Here is an 18937-nt window from a genome sequence, read left to right on the forward strand (position 1 = left end):
GAATGGAATGTATCATACTGGCGGGAGGAATGGGTACCCGGCTGCAAAGTGTAGTGTCTGACGTTCCCAAATGCATGGCTCCGGTAGCCGGGCATCCTTTCCTGCATTACCTGATTACAACGCTGATTGAAGCCGGTTTCAAACATATCATCCTTTCCTTAGGGTACAAACATGAGATTATCGAGGAATGGCTCGGGGCAAACCGCTTTTCCGCCGACATATCGACCGTAGTCGAAGAAGTCCCGCTCGGAACAGGAGGAGCAGTAAAGCTGGCACTTTCAAAAGCCCGCACAGAAAATGTGTTCGTCCTGAACGGCGATACATTCTTCGGAGTGAATTATCCGGAGTTATTAAACCTCCACAGGCAAACCAGCGCATCAGCAACCCTCGCATTGAGAAGAATGGAGAAGTTCAGCAGATACGGGGTTGTCGACATCGAACAAGAATCCCGCCGTATCCTGCGTTTCAACGAAAAGCAATATTGCGAATCGGGCCTTATCAACGGAGGCATCTATCTGATTAACAGCAACGAACTGGACGCCTATCCGGCAAAGTTTTCACTCGAAAAGGATTTCTTTGAGGCAAAAGTCACCTCCTCCATCCTTTCCGGATATATCGGAAGGATATTTCATAGACATCGGTATCCCTGACGATTACGCACAAGCTCAAACAGACTTCAAAGATGGAAGATATAAAGCCTTATAACACATTATTCCTGGACCGCGACGGGGTTATCAACCAGCAACGTCCGCACGACTATGTCAAAACAACCGGGGAATTTATCTTTATCGACGGAGCACTGGAAGCCCTGAGGCTACTCTCCCCCCTGTTCAAACATATCATAATTGTCACTAACCAGCGCGGAGTCGGAAAAGGCATAATGACCCGGAAAGACCTGGAAGAGATACATGCTTATATGATAAATGAAGTCTCCGGACAGGGAGGAAGGATAGATAAGATATATGTTTGTACCGATACCAGCGATTACAGCAAGAACCGTAAACCCAACACAGGCATGGCACTTCAGGCCAAAGATGATTTTCCGGACATTGATTTCACGAAAAGTATAATGGCAGGAGATAGCATCAGTGACATGCTGTTTGCCCAAAATGCCGGGATAAGGGGAGTATTTATAGGAAACAAATATGGCCCGGGAGAAGTATCAAAAACACTCTACCAGGCCCATTATGCGGATTTGCTGAGTTTTGCTCAGGCTTTCTTCTTATAATGCTTCTTCAGCTCTGCCTCAACGTCTACTTTCTGCTTTAAAATCACTTTGCGGACAAATGCACCGATAAATCCCATACCATAACCGCCTAATTGAATAAAGCTGGTCACGATGGAAAGTAAAGCGATCGACAGGCTTTTATTGACAAACAGAGATTCCAGGAACAGCGCCAGTATATAAACACCCAACGGCAGTAAAGCCCAGGGACAGATTAACGACGATAACAATAAAAACAACACTCCCAGTACAAAACAGGCAGGCAACAGATGAACCAGCTTCAACGAATCCGGATGCATCTGATATAAATCCACACGCGCCATTCCAAAAACATACACCTGTCTGTAGAACGATTTCAGACTCACACGGCGCTTATGATACACATAGGCTTCCGGAAACAGTTCTACAGTAAAACCGGCTTTACGGATACGGGTACTTAAATCAATATCCTCTCCGAACATATCCTTAAAGCCGCCTACCTTCTGATAAACTTCCCGCGAGAATCCCATATTGAACGTACGGGGCACGAACTTCTCCAGCCCTTTCTTACTTCCACGGATACCGCCAGTTGTCAGAAAAGAGGTCATCGAATAGCTAATAGCTTTCTGCATCAGGGAAAAAGAGGCATGTGCCCTGTCCGGCCCGCCGAAGCAATCCGCATTCGTCTCTTTCAGATAGTTCGTAACCTTCTCGAAATAGTCTTCCGGAATAATACAATCCGAGTCGAAAAAGACCTGATATTTACCTTCAGCACGTTCCATGCCATAATTACGGGTTAGGCTTCTGCCCGAATTCGGTTTGAAAAAGTAACGTACATTCAGCTGGTCTTCATATTCTTTGACTACCTCGTCGCAACGAACCGCTGAACCATCTTCAATAATCAGCACTTCAAAATCCTTGCAAGTCTGATGCAATAAACTTTCAAGCAATTCCCGAACTTCAACCGGACGGTTATATACGGGGATTATGATTGAGTAAGATATCATAAATTTTACTTTTGTTTTTTTCTATAAGCTTGGTTTGGATGATTTGGAATGGTCGGATAAAGACGCTCTAAACGCTCCTGAGCCAAAAGGAGAGGCAATATCTTATTCTTCAAATAAGTTGGTGTACGAAGAATCACTGCTGCAATCTCATCAACGCTTTTAAATGTATCGCAACAAATCTCAACAACCAACGTCATTAGTTCTTCATTCCTCATCCATTTCTTTCCCCGAGGTGTCATCATTTCTCACCGGAGGTGTCATCATTTCTCCTGAGGTGTCATCATTTCTCCTGAGGTGTCATCATTTCTCCCCGGAGGTATCATCGTTTCTTCAAAAAGATTCTTTTGAACAGTTTTTTTCTCTTCGCGTAAATTCAGATGGTAGACAGTCCATCGTCCTTTATTCTCTGCGACCAAGTATCCCTCATTGCATAAATCTTTCAATAACTGAGATATTTCCGTTGAATGTTTATTTATCAGTTGCTGTAATCTGACATTAGACACACATCCTTCCATTTCGGCAGTCGTGAGTGCAATTAATCCGTCACCATATAAATGGGTAATTTCTTCCCCAAAAACAGAGATAAGTTTATTTATACTTTTTTGAGGCAATAACTGCTCCATACTCAGGCACAACTCTATCCGGACGGGGCAACACATTTATCAGAGGCTTTCTCCAATGTGCTCCTTCCCAGGCATTCATAATCCGAGTGCTTCCGGAACCTGCCTTTTCTCCATACCCTAAAAGCAGAAACATTGTTTGAATTGAAATAGATTAGCCTCCCAGGTCCCATCCGGATAAACTCTGTCTATCCAACGTTCTCCGCTTTCCGGTATCTCTTGATAATCTACATGATAATCAGGAAAAGCCTCTACTATACTTTCTGTTTTACCAAACATCAATAAACCAGCAACTGTCAAGCCTTCTTTTCCTGTATACCTATCCTTTTTCCAACCGCCTAATTTCAGTAATAATCCTTTATCATCCCATTTTAAAAAAGGATGACCCGGTCTTACACTTCCTAGCAACTGCCGATATTGAGCGACAGATACTTCATCAAGATCTTCCAATGTATAGTTCTCCAAAATTCTGGAGTCCGGTTTGTCTGGCAAGCTATCGGCAAGCATTCTTTTTACTTCGTCCGGAGTACATTTATAATCTCCCGTATGACAACGCTTATAAGTACCTTTCATCGGATCTGAGCCGATATAAACAGGACGATTCCTATAATCAGCACAAGAAATACGGAAGGTTAAAATAAATTGTCCTTCTTGTATCTCAAGCATCTGTACATCATTTTCCAACAATAGATTAAAGCTAACCTTTTCCCTATTATTAACCTGATTCCAAAAATCATCTTGAAACTTACGCATCACCATCTGTGGCAGACCATCATAGAAACATTGCTCATCCTTCTCTGAAATACCTAGGATGATGATACCGCCTTCGGTATTTGCAAAAGAAGAATAAGTTTCCCAAAAGCTCTTAGGGAATCCACCTTTCGCACTTTTAAACTCCAGATCAAAAGATTCCGTCAGCAATCCTTTATTCTCCAGAAATTCCACTATGGAACTATAATTGTCTTTCATTCACGACTCTTCTGCCAATATTTCCAGCCGGACCATCCAACTGCAGCAATCAGCAATAACAAGATTAGAAAAGAGCTATAAGCAGACACATTAGCGGCAAGCACATAAGTATCCGGATGGAAATCAAAAACGATTGTATGTTCTCCCGCGGGTACCAGCATTCCACGTAAAATCCAGTCGGCACGGAAATGAGTCGCTTCTTTTCCGTCTATTGTAACTTTCCAGCCCGGATAATAGATTTCGGAGAAAACTGCCAGTTGTTCCGAAGATGCTTTCGTTTTATATGTCAACCGATTAGGGCGATACTTTTCCAACACAATCGTTGCCGTGGAATCTACCTGCGGAGTAAAGCCTTCCAGGTCTTTCGCAAAGCGCTTATCCACCACCGCTGTCTTCAACGGGTCAATTGTATTCAAGGCATCAATCTCTGCATCTGCATTTTCTACAATATCCACCTTATCTACAAACCATGCATTTCCGTAAGCATACGGATTTCGAATCGGCGCCTGGTCCGGATTATAAATAATATACCGTGTATTCAACATGTTCAAAGAAGGAGAGGCCGCCAGGACAGGCATTATATCCTGTATGCTCTGTGCCTTTTGCAAAGCACCGATAATATTACGGTATTCACCATCCAGACGATAATCAATCAATTCCTGATAACGGCGTAATTTAACGGCATGATATCCTCCAATCGAATGATGGAAATAAGAAACGTTTGTATCCTGCCACGGATTATTCAGTCCAAACACGCGGAAAGATTCATCCGTATCCTTAAATATCTCTTTATCGGCAACACTTTCCTTATAGGATTCTTCCGCTTTTTCCTTTACATAATTACTATCGTCCAGATAACGACGATCGACCGACCATAAATCAACCAATATCAATACGGCCATACCTGCACTCACAATCATAGAGGCAGTCGTCTTATTTTTCGCCTTCCAGTACCAAAGCAATAAACCGGCTCCCAACAAAATAAAAATCAAAGAACGCAATGCATCCGACGAAGCCAGCGAAGCACGGTCCATCAACAAAGCAGTGTAATACCATTCCGGAACCTGGTTCTGGAACTGTGCATCATAAGCAGAATGGAAATTCAACAATAATGAAGGTATCAGGAACACAATCAGACAAATACCACCAGTTATGCCTAAAGACCATAAAAAGCCTTTTTTCATCGTTTTATCATCCACATTTCCCCTGAATATTTCCCGTAATCCCCAAATGGCAACAAGAGGAAATACCAATCCTGGAATCACCAGAGCCATTTCTACTGTTCTGAACTTATTATACAACGGCAGATAATGGAACATTATATCATTGAATGCATCAAAATTACGCCCCAAGGCCAGGAATGTAAGGAAAACAGCCCCGCCAAACAACCACCATTTCATCGGGTTACGCACCACGAACATCCCCAATACAAACAAGAAACATACCAATGCTCCAAAATAAACAGGTCCTGATGTAAATGGTTTATCCCCCCAATAAGTATAAGTCTGAACCTCTTTTCCTACCTGGGCACCATTTTTCTTCAATTCTTTATACAACTCAGAAGAACTGCCTAATGTACCTCCCGAACTACCTCCATATACATCCGGAATCATGACAGTCAATAACTCCTTCCAGCCATAACTCCATTGGAAAGCATAATCTTTATCCAAACCGGAAGAGGCTTTCTCCACTTTTCCCGTTTCGTCTGGTTTAGGCGTCAGTTCAGAGGCTCCACGGATAGAATGTTGTCCCAAATCCCAGTTGGAATACATATGTTTTGCATTGGGAAGGACTGCTAAAACTACACATGCCAGCATAATCAAAGACGTTTTAAGCCAGTCGGCAGTCTGCTTTTCCTTAAGCATCCTGATAGAATATCCCAAATAGATGAAGAAACATAACAAAACCAGATAATAAGTTATCTGAACATGTCCGTTCAACAAAGAGAAAGCCACTCCTAAAAGGAACAGGACTGCTCCCCAAAGCCATTTTCGTTTAAACAGCAAGAACATACCCGCCAACGTTACAGGCATATACCCTATCACATAAGCCTTTACAATATGTCCCGCTTCAATAATGATTATATTATAAGAAGCAAAAGCAAAAGCAATCGCTCCCGCTATCGCCAGCCACCAGTTCACTCCCATGATGCACATCAACAGATAGAAACAGACTAACCCGGTAAAAACCATGGCAGCATGAGTATATCCCGGAGTCTTCAACCATCCGTCAACGATGCCATAAGAGGGCAATTCCGGAGCCGGACTTCCATATCCCGGTCCATAAGGCATCCCCGAAAACATAGCATCCGACCATACACTAAACTCACCCGGTTCAGCAGTCTTTGCATATTTATCGACCTGACTTCCTCCCATACCGGCAGCTTTCACATTATCACCTTGTCTGATAACCTTTCCATCAAACACTGCGGGAGAGAAATAAGCCATCACCAACCCTAAAAACAAGACAAGGGCAGCCACATGCTTACCCACATTTTTCACCATACTATGCATAATATGTATCTTCTATATATTTTCGTTTACACTCTACCTTTGAACCACTTAGCAAAATAAAAGCGAATAGCAAACCAGACATGAAGTAAAGATGTTGATATTACTCCATAATACCGGCACATAATATCATATCTTTCTTTCAAAGAGGCTTTGCGCTGAGTCGTGCTAACCCCGCCATCCAGGAAGTTAGATAATGTCATTCGCGTATTATATATTTTACCTGCTTGTTTCATACATCTGATACACCAGTCGAAATCAGCAGAATAGCGATATGTTAAATCATATAACGGAGCAATACTACGTTTTGTTATAAATGACTGATGACAAACTAACATGCCCATCCGGAAGCTTTTCCATGTAAGTTTGTTTGGTGCCTTCAATCTCCGTTGTCCTAACGATTTACCTTCTTCATCAACAATAACCGTTTCTCCATAAATAATATCAGGCAGAACTTTCTTCTTCTGAACTAAAGAGGCAATTCGTTGTACGATATCGGAGGTAAATAAAGAATCCCCGGCATTAATAAACCATACATAGTCGCCCGTAGCCTTCTGAAGACCTTTATTCATTGCATCATAAATACCTTTATCCGGCTCACTTACCCAATAGGAAATTCCGGAAGCATATTGCTTTATAATATCCACCGTCCCATCCGTCGAACCTCCGTCAATAACGATATATTCAATATTCGGATACGATTGGCTCAGCACCCCAAGAATAGTCTGCTCTAACCAACGGGAAGCATTATAGGTGATTGTTATGATTGAGAAAACTGGTTGTTGCATTAATTAGACTTTCCTATTTGTATTTACATTAAAAAATTTACGGCTTACTTTAGTTTCGCCTTAACAAAATTAACCACCATCTTCGGATTATTGATTGCCTTTTTTATACCTTTTAAACGGGCATTCAGAATATCCTTCGATAATAACCATTTTAAATCATACCAGAAACCTGAATGGTGAACTTTATTCTTATCTAATATATATTTAAAGATAGAGTATTTTGAACGCCCTTGAAAATGAAGACAGTAAAAACGGATTAACGAGTTATCACTCGTTAATCTTCCATATGGAAGATTGTCTATCCAATAGACTTTCTTTTTACCATTTTTCATTTCAAAACCAGCAGACCATGTAATACAACCATCAAAGCAAGAACCTTCTATTGGAGTTGCAATATCTATAACATTACATTTAACATTCTCCTGGTACCAAACAAATGCAGTCATATCACAAATCCCACCTAATTTTTTTTCAGACTTCAAGTTTTCATAAATCCCATCCATTTTATTTATATAAGAAGGAGATGTGTACATCAACATCATATAATCGCAGAAACTTTTAATTGAATGAGCATTAAACAAAGAACAGCCTGGCCCCAGTTTATTGCAAATAGTAAAATCACAGCCTAAATACTGATTAAAGACATCATCAACATTACAATAGAACAACACATCAGAATCCATACACAAAAAATCCTGCAAGCCATTTTCTTTAACAAAGTCGTTAATGACAAACCACCTTTGAAAACAAAAGAGCTCATAATCATATGGATTAGATGATCTATGCTTATAAATTTCTCCAAAATGTATAAGGCCCTCTGAATAGTTCTTTATATCATAATGCTCTACAAAATCATAGCACTTTGTACTTTCATCACTAATCAGACAAATCCGGCTATTAGGATTAAACAATCGTAACTGCCTCAGTACTATAGGTAAATAGAAAGTATTACCCTTGTGAACTATTAAAATCGGTATATTCATAAGCTACTATAACTCCCCCAATAATATCAAAATGCATATTTATTATAAACTTCACAAGTATTTTTCACCATCAAATCTATTGAAAAGTCTTTCAGCCTTATCCTTCCTGCATCCCTTAAATCATCAGCAAGAGACTTATTTTCAAGGACTTTACGTACAGCCTCTGTTATTGAATCCAAATCAGATGGGTCAAAATAAACAGCCGCATTTTCGGCTATTTCAGGGAAACAACTTGCTTTGCTCAAACAAACCGGACAATCATTTTGAAATGCTTCCAATATAGGAATGCCAAATCCCTCATAAATAGATGGGTAAACAAAAGCTAACGCATATCTGTAGAGAGAAGCCAGCTCACTATCTGAAACTGATTTTTGAATAACCCGGTCTATTAATTTGATTTGATTTAATTGTTCCAATTCTTCTCGGCTAAAGGGATTCCCTGTACATACGATTTTTAAATCCTTATATTTGTTCAAGAGAGGAACCATCGCCTTTATAAAGTTCCAGAAATTTTTATAGCCTTTACGTTCTCCCACAAACAAAAGATAATTCTCAAAAAGAGCCTCCGCTGATTTACAATGCTGCTTATAGCCATGATATACGACTGTAATTTTATTAGGGCTAATGCCAAACAGTTCAACCAAATCCTTTTTAGTATTTTGGCTAACAGCTATGATATGTGCAGCTTCTTTTGCCAATAAACGTTTATTTTCAGATGTATTATCATACGTCAAAAATAAATCAGGAAACTTCTCATGATTCATATCATGGACAGTAATGACAAAAGGCTTCTTGATTTTTTTTATAAAATATGGATCATAATAAGTAGGATGAAACAGATTAAATTCATTCTTCTTTATTGCCTGATTAGACAATATTGTATTTCTATGATAGTAATATAATCTTTTTAATCTAAAAGGAAGTATATCTGAAAACTTCCTTATTACGACATCCTCTTTTTCTCTTAAATAATGGTTTTCACTGTATAAGATAGGTAATTCGCCCTCATATCCAAGAGGTAAATCGAATATCAAGTCAGAAAAATATCGGGTAATTCCTCCATATTTTTGCATTGAAAACATTTGATGGTCATACAAAACCTTCATAGAGTACCTATTATTTATTCTTAATATTTATATTTCGCATATATTACACCTTTTCTAAAAATAGAGGAAATATCTATTGAATCATAATCTACATCCGAATAAACATCCAACATATATCCTTTAGAAATAGATAACAAGTAATTATCTCCCAACATTTCGGAAATCATTTTCTCATCATTTGGACGATGGTAGGAACATACTATTATTTTTTTCAGTACTCCATTTTGAATCATTTTCTCTGCTCCTTTTAACATAACTTCTTCTGCCCCCTCAATATCAGCTTTTATAGTAGAAAGGTTTATGCCCTTTTCATAAAAATAATCATCCAGCCGAATCATACACCCTTCCGAGTTATCCGATACATATTTATTTATAATACGAACCTTCTCTTTCCAAGGAGAAAAAGTTAAATTAAGAGCTTCTATCCACCCTTCATCGCATTCAAACAAATATAGGGTCTTTACACTTTCAATAAGACTTAATCCCCATATACCTTCAGCTGTACCTATATCCGCTACAATTTCATTTTGAAAAGACATCTCCCCAAATGAATAACTATGAGGAGAATCTTTATCTTGTTCTATACATAAACACCGATACAAATCCTTTATTGCTCTTTTTGATAATTCTCGTTTAAAATAAAGCCTTTTCCCTTTATGATTTACATAGAAGAGTCCATTACTTTTATCTTTTGTCAATTTGATTTTTTGTGTCAAATACTTATTTCTAAAAGAATAGTTTATCTGTGAAATCAAAGAATATCTTAAATATTCCATAATCTCTTTTTTATCTTGTAAGGGCAATTTACAACTTGCCGACTCCAAATACAATTTAGTTTTTCTAGTTAACCGATACCTTTTGGTGTTGAGAAAAGATTCAATCACATATTTGAAGAACAGTAAAAATCGGATGTACATAAAGCTCATGATATTTAATACATACCTAAAAAATAACGCACCAGCCTTTTATAAGAAAAAAATTGGTGAGCAACAGTAAAATCATCAATTTCCACATTTGCCTTTATATAAACCGGATGTTTTAAAGGGAATTTCATTTCCTCAGAAAGAACGAATAAATCATCATTCCGGGCAGTAGTATGTGTAGCCTCAATTGAATGCAGACCAATATTTGTAACTAAGTTAACCATAGGATAAATCGATAATCTATTCTGGAGTCTATGCATAAAAAAATATTGAGTATCCCAGGTATTAATACCCCTATTACCTCCTAACACATCTGAAAGAAAAGTTGAAAAATATATTTCTTCCTTCAAATTTCGGAATAAACCTTTCCGCTTGTACTTGTCATCTCGAATCTCATTCCAATAAGGAAAATTCACATCATAATCCTTCCAGACCCTCCGCCAGGAAGCCCATCCCCAAATATGGGATACAGAGCAAAAATCATAACTATACTCACTCTTTACATCATTTCGCAAAAAGTTATTTCCCCCAATGTGTCCAATACGCTCATCATCCTTATATTTCAACAATAATTCTTCGCAGAAAGGGAAAAATGACAAATCCGGTAAACAATCATCTTCTAAGATTACACCATATTCTTCACATTCAAAAAACCATGAAATAGCAGTCGAAACAGCCATTTTACAACCTAAGTTAGTATCACGAAATAGAGTATGAACTTCACAAGGCCAATCAATTAAATCAATAATATGACGGGTTTCCTGACTTCGTTTGATTTCATCCGGGCGATTCTCACGTGGAGCATCTGCTGCTATATACAACTTTGTTGGCTGAATTTGCTTAATGCGTTCAAATACTCTTCGTGTTGTATCCGGACGTGCAAATATTAAAAATAAAATAGGGGTCCGATACATATTTACTTTTTTAGTCCGTTAGCCAAAGCCTCTAAATAACCTCTACCATTCTTCAAATCTGGTTCCATATAATTACCTTCGGCCCATTCATTCCATGATTTCAATATGACAATTTTGTGTTCATCCGATTTATCAGATATTGACTTAACCACAGTCTCCACATGCTTCTGAAACAAAGCTGGGGTTGAATTTTTCAGTATAGAACCATATTTACCAGTTCTTGGAGAATGATCCCAATTAGGAACTAAAGTAGGATACACATTCTCTCTTTTATCTTCCAGACCAGAGAAATATTTCATTGCATCTTTATATTCATACCAAAATCCATGTTTAAATATCTCTCTATTAATTTTATTAATTGCCATTCTTAACAAAGACAACCCTACTCTTTGATATTCAAACAATCGGACAACATTAACAGCATTATATCCTATTGCCAACAAAGTATCTATATAATCAGGTCGGTAAGTATGAGCTACAAAATGGATTCCAAGAAGTCCATTTTGTTTGGCAAGTTCTTGCCAACAATCTATAAACTCTTTGGAATCAGGAATTTCCTGCGGTGAAAAAACTAAAAAGAACGGTTTACCATCAACCGTCACATAACGTTTATCCTTAAAAGCAGGCAACACATCATAAAAATGTTTTTTGTAATCTTCTATTCCATTATAAGTTTGTCTCATTACTGGCTCTTTAGTTTTCAAGCCACAATAAATACCATGCCAACTATGATTAGCCCAAGCAAGGCAAAAAGGGAAATCAGGCTTTCCCAAAGATAATACTTCATTAAATGGGCGTTCTAACAATCTGCGTCCATTACCAAACCAATAATGCCAATAGCAAAAACCTTCAACACCATATTCTCTAGCCATCTCTGCCTGAGCCTCTCTTGTTTCAGGAACTCTAAGATCATAATAACCTAAATCTGCAGGAATCTGAGGTTGATAATGCCCTCTAAATAATGGTTTAGCTTTCCCTACATTTGTCCATTCCGTAAAACCTTTACCATACCACTTGTCATTTTCCGGTATAGGATGATATTGAGGTAGATAGAAAGCTAATACTCTAACATTCTTTTTCGACATAAATTCTATAATACAGATTTATAAACTTCTAACGTTTGATTTGCAGTTTTATTCCAAGAAAATTCTTTTTCTCTATCTAATCCCTTATTTATCAATGAATTTCTTAACAAATCATCTAATAATATCAATTCCATTGAATGAACTAAAGATTCCAACTCATACGGAGAAAAATAAAGCCCAGCATCTTGAGCTATTTCTGGAAAACAACTAGTATTACTCAATAAAACAGGACAGTGACATGCAAAAGCTTCCAATATAGGCATACCAAATCCCTCATATAAAGACGGATAAACAATAGATATAGCATTTTTGTATAACAGACACAATTCCTCATCATTTCTAATAATGCTCGCCTTTACCCAATCATTGATATTATATTCTGCTAAGAGTTTCCTTTCATATGAAGTAAAATTACTACCTGTACATATTAAATTCACTCGATATTTTTGAGAAATAATAGAAAATGCTTTTAATAAAAATTTAAAATTCTTATAAGAAGAACGTCCACCTACATATAAGAAATAAGGTATAAAATCTTTTTTCTTACAAGGAAGAGATTCTAAGTCATTCAAAAGTGTATTTCCATGATATACCACATCAATCTTCTTCTCATCAACAGAAACAAAATTTAATATATCTTTTTTGGTATTTTCACTAACTGCTATAATTTTATCAGCCTTAGATATCAGCATCTTTTTAACCTTATTGATATTGCTATCTTTATCATAAATTTCAGTAATCATATCATGTACAGTAATAACAAATGGTCTATTTTTCAATTTTTCTAAAAAATATAATGCATAACTAGTTGGATGAAAAACATCATAATCTTGTTTTGAAATAGCCTTTTCTGAATAATAACGATTAAAACGAGGTAATGTTCTATTGAATATTTTCAAATTAAAAGGTAATGAACTAAAATGAGAAGAAACATCTCTCTTTTGTATATAATAGTTATTAGAAAAGAACAATGGTAATACAGTTTCTACATTTATCTCATTCAATGCCTTTATTAGTTCGTAGTGATATCTTGCAACACCACCATGAGTCATCATTGAAAATATTTGATCATCAAATAAAACTTTCATAAATCAAAGATATTTTATACACCTCATTCTATTTTTGCAATCTCAAAACTCCTTTTCGAAAATAAGGAGGGCAAATAGGATATCGATCATCGTTCCATTGAACGAACATCAAACCCGTAGAGAAAGATTGCTTATAATTATATTCACTAAATAAAGAAGAAATTTCTTTTTCATCTTCATGCTTATGATAAACACAAACAGCCCATTTTGTAGTTTTACTTCTAATAATATTAATCGCTCCTAATAAAGCATTATACTCACTCCCTTCAATATCCATCTTAACATAATCAGGCAAAAGATTTTCATTAGCAAAATCATCTAATGAGATATTATATATATCATTCGCATTAGATACATATTTTTGTACAATTGTTATTTTTTCTTTCCAAAAAGAAAATGTCATATTCAATGCTTCAATCCATTCATTTTCACATTCAAATAAATAAGCATGCCTTATTTTTTCTATATTAGCAAGGGTAAAAATACCTTCTGCCGCACCAACATCAAATAAAACTGCACCTTCATCTACTTTAAAATCAGTTCCTACATAGGAATGGGGAGAGCGAGAATCTTGTTCCAATAATAAGGATTTATAAGAACTCTGTACTTCCTTTTCTGTCAATCCCCTTTTAAAATACAACTTTTTTCCATCAAACAATACATAATACAAATTACTCTTCTCACATAAAAACACTTTAATATCTAAAGACAAATAATGAAATACAAAATTGCCAATCACCAAAGAAGGTCCATATAAAAAAGAAAACTTAGCAGCCTCTCGATATTCAATAGGATATTGTTTTCCTTTACCGAAATAGAACTCAAAAAGCAATTTAAAACGCCATTTCCAATCGACTAAAAAGACCTTGGGATCATTAATAAAAAGCAAATAGGGTTTGATTATTAATCCATAAATAATTCTCCTTAAATTTCCTGGCAAATATTTCCTATATAAGACTAATATATATTTCATATGAAAACTTCTTTTTGTATCATGTATTCATCATCTTCTTTTTCATTTTAAACAAAAAAGAAAAAACCTCATTAAAAATTACAGATTTCATTTTCCACAGAATAAAACTATAAAGTAAAGCTACTATTAATATCTTAGATAAAAACAATATATATAAATTAGATATCCACATCGTTATTCCCCACGAAGTCATAAAACAGAAAATTGTTAATAATAAATAGGGAGAAATATCCTTCAAAAGTTCAATAGTCCTAATACCTATTAAACTCTTACCACAGAAATGCCAACAAAAATTTAATAATACATTAAAACATGAGCATCCTATTACCATTGGAAAAATACCATAAGAGACTAGACAGAAAGCCAATAACAAATTAATACCATAAAAGATAGAACTAGCATAAAGTATTATATTTGATTTTCCATGAGACAATAACAAACTACAATATAGATTGGTTATAAACACAAAAGAGGCCGCTATACTCAATATCTGAAGATAAGGAACACTATCAATCCATTTCTCTCCAACCGTAATTAAAATAAACTCTTTCGCAATAAAAGCGATCCCTAACATTGCAGGAAATGAAACAAAAGCGCCAAATCTCAACATCTTTCTAAAGACATTCTTCTGTCGTATTTTATCATCTGTAACCTCAACTAATACAGGTTGAGCTACCCCTTGAATCATACTAGTAACAGTCATACTTCCTACTATCATCCATTTACTTCCTTGAGAATAATATCCCGTATCTGCCTTTGTATAATATCTACCAAGCAATACAGAGAAAAAATTAGCATTCACTTGCCCTAATATATTATTAAACAGTATTTTAGAGCTAAAGCTAAACATTTCTTTAATAGGAGAAAAGTCAAATGTAAAAGTAGGACGCCATCCCGAAAAATACCAACGCAATAAAGTAGCAGATAAACATTGAGTAACTAACTGCAAAGCTAATCCCCAATAAGCAAAACCCAATAAAGCTAAGATAAGTCCTGCAACTCCAGACACCAAGACCGCCACTATATCAATAATACCTCGTTGCTTAACCTTTATCATCTTAAAAAGTAACGCATTATGTGCTATCCCAAAACTTGAAATCAAGAAACTTAAGAATAATACACGGGAAAGATTAAGAAGAACCGGTTTATTATAAAATTGGGCAATCAGAGGAGCAGCAAGAAATAAAATCATATAAATTACGATTCCACAAAACGCACTAAACCAGAAGACAGCATTATAGTCCTCATGCCGAATAGTCTTTTTATTTATCAACGCCGTAGTAAAGCCGCTATCCATAATCGTATTGGCAATAGCACTAAAAATAGCAAGCATAGCCACCAATCCATAGTCATCCGGACTAAGTATACGGGCTATCACAATCCCAAATACCATTCCTATTATTTGTTGGAAGAATGTACTAATCCCTCCCCAAAAAAGGCCTTTAGCCGTTTTATCTTTCAAAGTTTCCTCAGCCATTTATTCTTTCCTATCATCACCTTTATCCAATCTCAACCCAGTTTTTGCATTAAGCGGAGAAATGACCGAATGTCCCAAATCACTTTCCAATTGCTTTCGGGCGGCTTCGGCTGCTTTTCCCCCTTGTCGGGCGACTTGTATATGCTCATCAAAATGTTGCGGATCCTTTTCTTTGGACAATTCCGTGGTTGCTGCTTCTGCCAGCATGTTAAGGGCTAGTTCAGTATTAGTCATGTTATCTCGGAGACTCTCTTTTTTCAACCCTTTAAAGCGTCTGTACTCTTTCGATGTTTTACCAGACCATGTTTGATAAATAATATCCGTAAGAGTAGCAAACTGTACCCCTTCCTGTAATCCGCGATTTCTCCACTCATCAGTCAGATCTTTACGGATCTCGATGCTTTTGAGCCGTTGGTTGATCCAATGATCCGAGTAACCCAAGTTTTTATACTCCATCATCGCCCGATCGATTGTCCGTTCCGGATCCTGTATTTCGTCTAATCGCTCTTTGGCTACCTGAGCCATCCAAAGCTTGAATGGTTCGGCTTTCGGGGATGGAATGGATTGAATCAAACGAAATAGTTGCTCGGTGGTGGCTACATCAGTTTTGTAATATTTACCGTCTGCTGCCGGTAATTTCAGTTGGTGACAATTTGTCACCAACTCACTTCCTTCAGCTTTCAGTCTCTGTTTGAGCTTATTCCAGTACTTCCGACCATCTACACTCTCTGTCAATACACTCACCACATCTACTATGGAAAAATACCATTCTTCCGTTTCGTCGTCCCAAAGAGTACGAACTTTCTTCTCCTCGAAAATTTTAATAGCTTCTTTCTTCGTCATTGTCTTGGTTTTTATTTATTTTTCTCCATTTATTTCCAATCCACTTTGCAAAACAACTGTCATACTATCATAAACTTCCTTGCGCCCATTGCAAATCAATCATTACAACAAATGGCAGTATACATGATAGATACAAATTACCCTCTCATACTATCATAAAAACAGCTATCTTTTTTCAAACAGTATATTGCTTATTTTCAAAGATATAACTATATAAACTCATTGAGACCCGGGTCTTAACCATCTCCACACCCGGGTGTCAGCATCACTCAGACCGGGGTATAAAAACTGTCGAAATAGGGGTCCCGGGAAAATTTTCTCCCTGTTTTAGCTAAAAAAGATAACTACTTTGACAAATTAAATGCCATACTTAACACAAAACAAACGAAGAGTAGGACGGTAATGACAGTTTATGATAGTTCTATGATAGATAAATTCATCAACCATCATAGTTATACATCCCGTAAATCAAAGAGTACAAACAAAATATGATAGTATGATAGTTATTTTTCAAAAAACTTCTTTATGACCAACCACTCTTATCTTCTTTTCACCGTATGCTTAAACTTTAAAACAGCCAGATTCAATTCTATTGTCGTTTCCGAATCTGTTACTTTCGGTTCATCATCTAATAAGTCAGCCATTAACTCACTCGTGCGCTGCATAAGTGTTTTCTGCTGTGCTTCATCGGCGGTAGGTAACTGTAAAACAGTTCTGGACAATTCCTTGATTCTTGCAAAAGCTTCAACGATTGCGATTGTTGTCTGCGTTGCCTTATTACTTTTCAGGATTGTGTTGCCAACATGTAAAGTCCTTTTTCAGTAAAAGCTGTCGGAAGAGCTGTTGAATGTTTTAAAGGATTGAACCGGTCAAAATTTTTGACCAGTTCGGCTTTCTCAACTTTATTACATTCGATTAAATATCCGGCAGGAAATTTATCCGGATTATTTTTGACTGCCTGATTTATTTCTTTTGTTTCTACATCATAAAGCATAGCGACATCCCTGTCAAGCAGAACTCTTTGATCCCGTAATTCAATTATGCAACTTTCTACATCACTGAATCTAATCACATTTTCTTTCATAGTTAATTAATTTTAGTTTACAATATGCATTCTACCTCCCTATGCAATGATAGACAAACCCGTTCTCCTCCATCTCCTTGATATCATAAATATTACGGCCATCAAGAACCAGCGGAGTAGCCATCAGTTTCTTTATGGCAGACCAGGAAGGCATACGGAACTCTTTCCATTCCGTTACAAGCATCAGGGCATCGGCATCCACTACTGCATCATAAATATCTTTTGCATAATGAATCGCATCTCCGATACGACGTTTTGATTCTTCTACTGCTACAGGATCGTAAGCATATACCTCACAACCTGCCGCCAACAGTTTTTCTATCAAAACCAAAGAAGGAGCTTCGCGCATATCGTCTGTTTCAGGCTTAAAAGCCAGTCCCCAGATAGCGATACGTTTACCTTTCAGGTCTCCATTAAAATGCTTTTCGAGTTTATGGAACAAAAGAGATTTCTGTTCGTCATTTACTTCCTCGACTGCCTGAAGGATACGCATCGGGTAATTATTTTGCTTGGCTGTATTAATCAAAGCTTTCACATCTTTAGGAAAACATGAACCGCCATAACCGATGCCGGCATACAGGAAACGGTTACCGATACGATTGTCGGAACCGATACCTTTACGTACCATATTTACATCCGCACCGATAATCTCACACAAGTTGGCAATATCGTTCATAAAACTGATACGGGTAGCCAACATGGCGTTCGCAGCATATTTGGTCATCTCGGCAGATGGCACATCCATAAAAATTACACGGAAATTGTTTAAAAGGAAAGGACGGTACAGACGAGTCATCAGCTCTTCTGCACGCTCAGATTCTACACCAACAACAACACGATCCGGACTCATAAAGTCGCTGATCGCTGCTCCTTCCTTCAGAAATTCAGGATTAGAAGCGACATCGAACTCGATCTCTACTCCACGTTTATCCAGTTCTTCCTGGATAGCCCGGCGTACTTTCTTTGCCGTGCCGACGGGAACCGTACTCTTTGTTACGACCAGAATATGTTTCTTCATATTCCGACCGACAGTACGGGCTACCTCAAGCACATACTTCAAATCTGCACTACCATCCTCATCGGGAGGCGTACCTACGGCACTGAACAAAACTTCCACTTCGTCCAGACATTCAGTAAGATCGGTTGTAAAGTGTAATCTTCCGGCCTGCTGGTTACGATGGACCATATCTTCCAGACCGGGTTCATAGATAGGGATTATCCCCTTTTTAAGGTTTTCAATTTTTTCGGTGTTAACATCTACACAAAAAACTTCGGTCCCCATTTCTGCAAAACAGGTTCCGGTAACCAGGCCGACATAGCCTGTTCCTACTATCGCTATTTTCATAATTTATAATCAAAATGC

18 protein-coding genes and 1 pseudogene are annotated in these 18937 nt (G+C 37.2%); 2 read left to right on the forward strand and 17 right to left on the reverse strand.

Annotated features, from left to right (window positions below; genetic code table 11):
* Positions 1–2 precede the first annotated feature (2 nt).
* Both K6V26_RS21255 and K6V26_RS21260 read left to right on the forward strand, forming a co-directional pair.
* Complete coding sequence (locus K6V26_RS21255; protein WP_224263785.1) at positions 3–650, forward strand: nucleotidyltransferase family protein; 648 nt, start codon at positions 3–5, stop codon at positions 648–650.
* Between the two features lie 32 nt (positions 651–682).
* A complete protein-coding gene (locus K6V26_RS21260; RefSeq protein ID WP_224263786.1) occupies positions 683–1228 on the forward strand; it encodes a D-glycero-alpha-D-manno-heptose-1,7-bisphosphate 7-phosphatase in 546 nt (181 codons plus the stop codon).
* Here K6V26_RS21260 and K6V26_RS21265 read toward each other — a convergent pair.
* The 17 genes and pseudogenes from K6V26_RS21265 to K6V26_RS21345 all read right to left on the reverse strand — a co-directional run bounded on the left by K6V26_RS21265 (position 1210) and on the right by K6V26_RS21345 (position 18919).
* On the reverse strand, positions 1210–2211 hold the full coding sequence (locus tag K6V26_RS21265) for a glycosyltransferase (RefSeq protein ID WP_046145705.1): 1002 nt from the start codon (positions 2209–2211) through the stop codon (positions 1210–1212). The genes K6V26_RS21260 and K6V26_RS21265 overlap by 19 nt on opposite strands.
* Positions 2212–2216: 5 nt before the next feature.
* Positions 2217–2426 carry a hypothetical protein gene (locus tag K6V26_RS21270; protein WP_148499102.1) on the reverse strand — a complete coding sequence of 70 codons (210 nt, stop codon included), beginning with the start codon at positions 2424–2426 and terminating at the stop codon, positions 2217–2219.
* 45 nt (positions 2427–2471) lie between these two features.
* On the reverse strand, positions 2472–2834 hold the full coding sequence (locus tag K6V26_RS21275; protein WP_224263787.1) for a hypothetical protein: 363 nt from the start codon (positions 2832–2834) through the stop codon (positions 2472–2474).
* Between the two features lie 117 nt (positions 2835–2951).
* Positions 2952–3800 (reverse strand): AlbA family DNA-binding domain-containing protein, encoded by an 849-nt coding sequence (locus K6V26_RS21280; RefSeq protein WP_195436859.1) that lies wholly within the window; start codon positions 3798–3800, stop codon positions 2952–2954.
* Positions 3797–6313 (reverse strand): YfhO family protein, encoded by a 2517-nt coding sequence (locus K6V26_RS21285; RefSeq protein ID WP_224263788.1) that lies wholly within the window; start codon positions 6311–6313, stop codon positions 3797–3799. Before K6V26_RS21285 ends, K6V26_RS21280 begins: the two co-directional genes overlap by 4 nt.
* Before the next feature lie 26 nt (positions 6314–6339).
* Positions 6340–7098: a glycosyltransferase family 2 protein gene (locus K6V26_RS21290; RefSeq protein ID WP_224263789.1), complete on the reverse strand. Its 759-nt coding sequence runs from the start codon at positions 7096–7098 to the stop codon at positions 6340–6342.
* Between the two features lie 44 nt (positions 7099–7142).
* On the reverse strand, positions 7143–8081 hold the full coding sequence (locus K6V26_RS21295; RefSeq protein ID WP_122326773.1) for a hypothetical protein: 939 nt from the start codon (positions 8079–8081) through the stop codon (positions 7143–7145).
* A gap of 26 nt (positions 8082–8107) precedes the next feature.
* Positions 8108–9187: a glycosyltransferase family 4 protein gene (locus K6V26_RS21300; RefSeq protein ID WP_224263790.1), complete on the reverse strand. Its 1080-nt coding sequence runs from the start codon at positions 9185–9187 to the stop codon at positions 8108–8110.
* Positions 9188–9207: 20 nt separating this feature from the next.
* Entirely contained in the window at positions 9208–9963 is a 756-nt protein-coding gene (locus K6V26_RS21305) for a hypothetical protein (protein ID WP_224263791.1), read from the reverse strand.
* A gap of 155 nt (positions 9964–10118) precedes the next feature.
* Positions 10119–11024 (reverse strand): hypothetical protein, encoded by a 906-nt coding sequence (locus tag K6V26_RS21310; RefSeq protein WP_224263792.1) that lies wholly within the window; start codon positions 11022–11024, stop codon positions 10119–10121.
* Between the two features lie 2 nt (positions 11025–11026).
* Positions 11027–12109, reverse strand: coding sequence for a glycosyltransferase WbsX family protein (locus K6V26_RS21315; protein WP_224263793.1), 1083 nt, complete (start codon positions 12107–12109; stop codon positions 11027–11029).
* Between the two features lie 5 nt (positions 12110–12114).
* Positions 12115–13197 carry a glycosyltransferase family 4 protein gene (locus K6V26_RS21320; RefSeq protein WP_224263794.1) on the reverse strand — a complete coding sequence of 361 codons (1083 nt, stop codon included), beginning with the start codon at positions 13195–13197 and terminating at the stop codon, positions 12115–12117.
* Positions 13198–13225: 28 nt separating this feature from the next.
* Positions 13226–14170 carry an FkbM family methyltransferase gene (locus K6V26_RS21325; protein ID WP_224263795.1) on the reverse strand — a complete coding sequence of 315 codons (945 nt, stop codon included), beginning with the start codon at positions 14168–14170 and terminating at the stop codon, positions 13226–13228.
* Between the two features lie 19 nt (positions 14171–14189).
* Positions 14190–15647 carry a lipopolysaccharide biosynthesis protein gene (locus tag K6V26_RS21330; RefSeq protein WP_224263796.1) on the reverse strand — a complete coding sequence of 486 codons (1458 nt, stop codon included), beginning with the start codon at positions 15645–15647 and terminating at the stop codon, positions 14190–14192.
* Positions 15648–16490, reverse strand: a complete 843-nt coding sequence (locus K6V26_RS21335; RefSeq protein ID WP_224263797.1) for a BRO-N domain-containing protein — start codon at positions 16488–16490, stop codon at positions 15648–15650.
* Positions 16491–17029: 539 nt separating this feature from the next.
* Positions 17030–17574, reverse strand: a pseudogene (locus K6V26_RS21340) (ORF6N domain-containing protein).
* A gap of 31 nt (positions 17575–17605) precedes the next feature.
* Positions 17606–18919 carry a UDP-glucose dehydrogenase family protein gene (locus K6V26_RS21345; protein ID WP_009860714.1) on the reverse strand — a complete coding sequence of 438 codons (1314 nt, stop codon included), beginning with the start codon at positions 18917–18919 and terminating at the stop codon, positions 17606–17608.
* Positions 18920–18937: the final 18 nt, after the last annotated feature.

Origin of the sequence: Parabacteroides goldsteinii, from assembly GCF_020091425.1 — a bacterium.
Taxonomy (GTDB): Bacteria; Bacteroidota; Bacteroidia; order Bacteroidales; family Tannerellaceae; genus Parabacteroides; species Parabacteroides goldsteinii.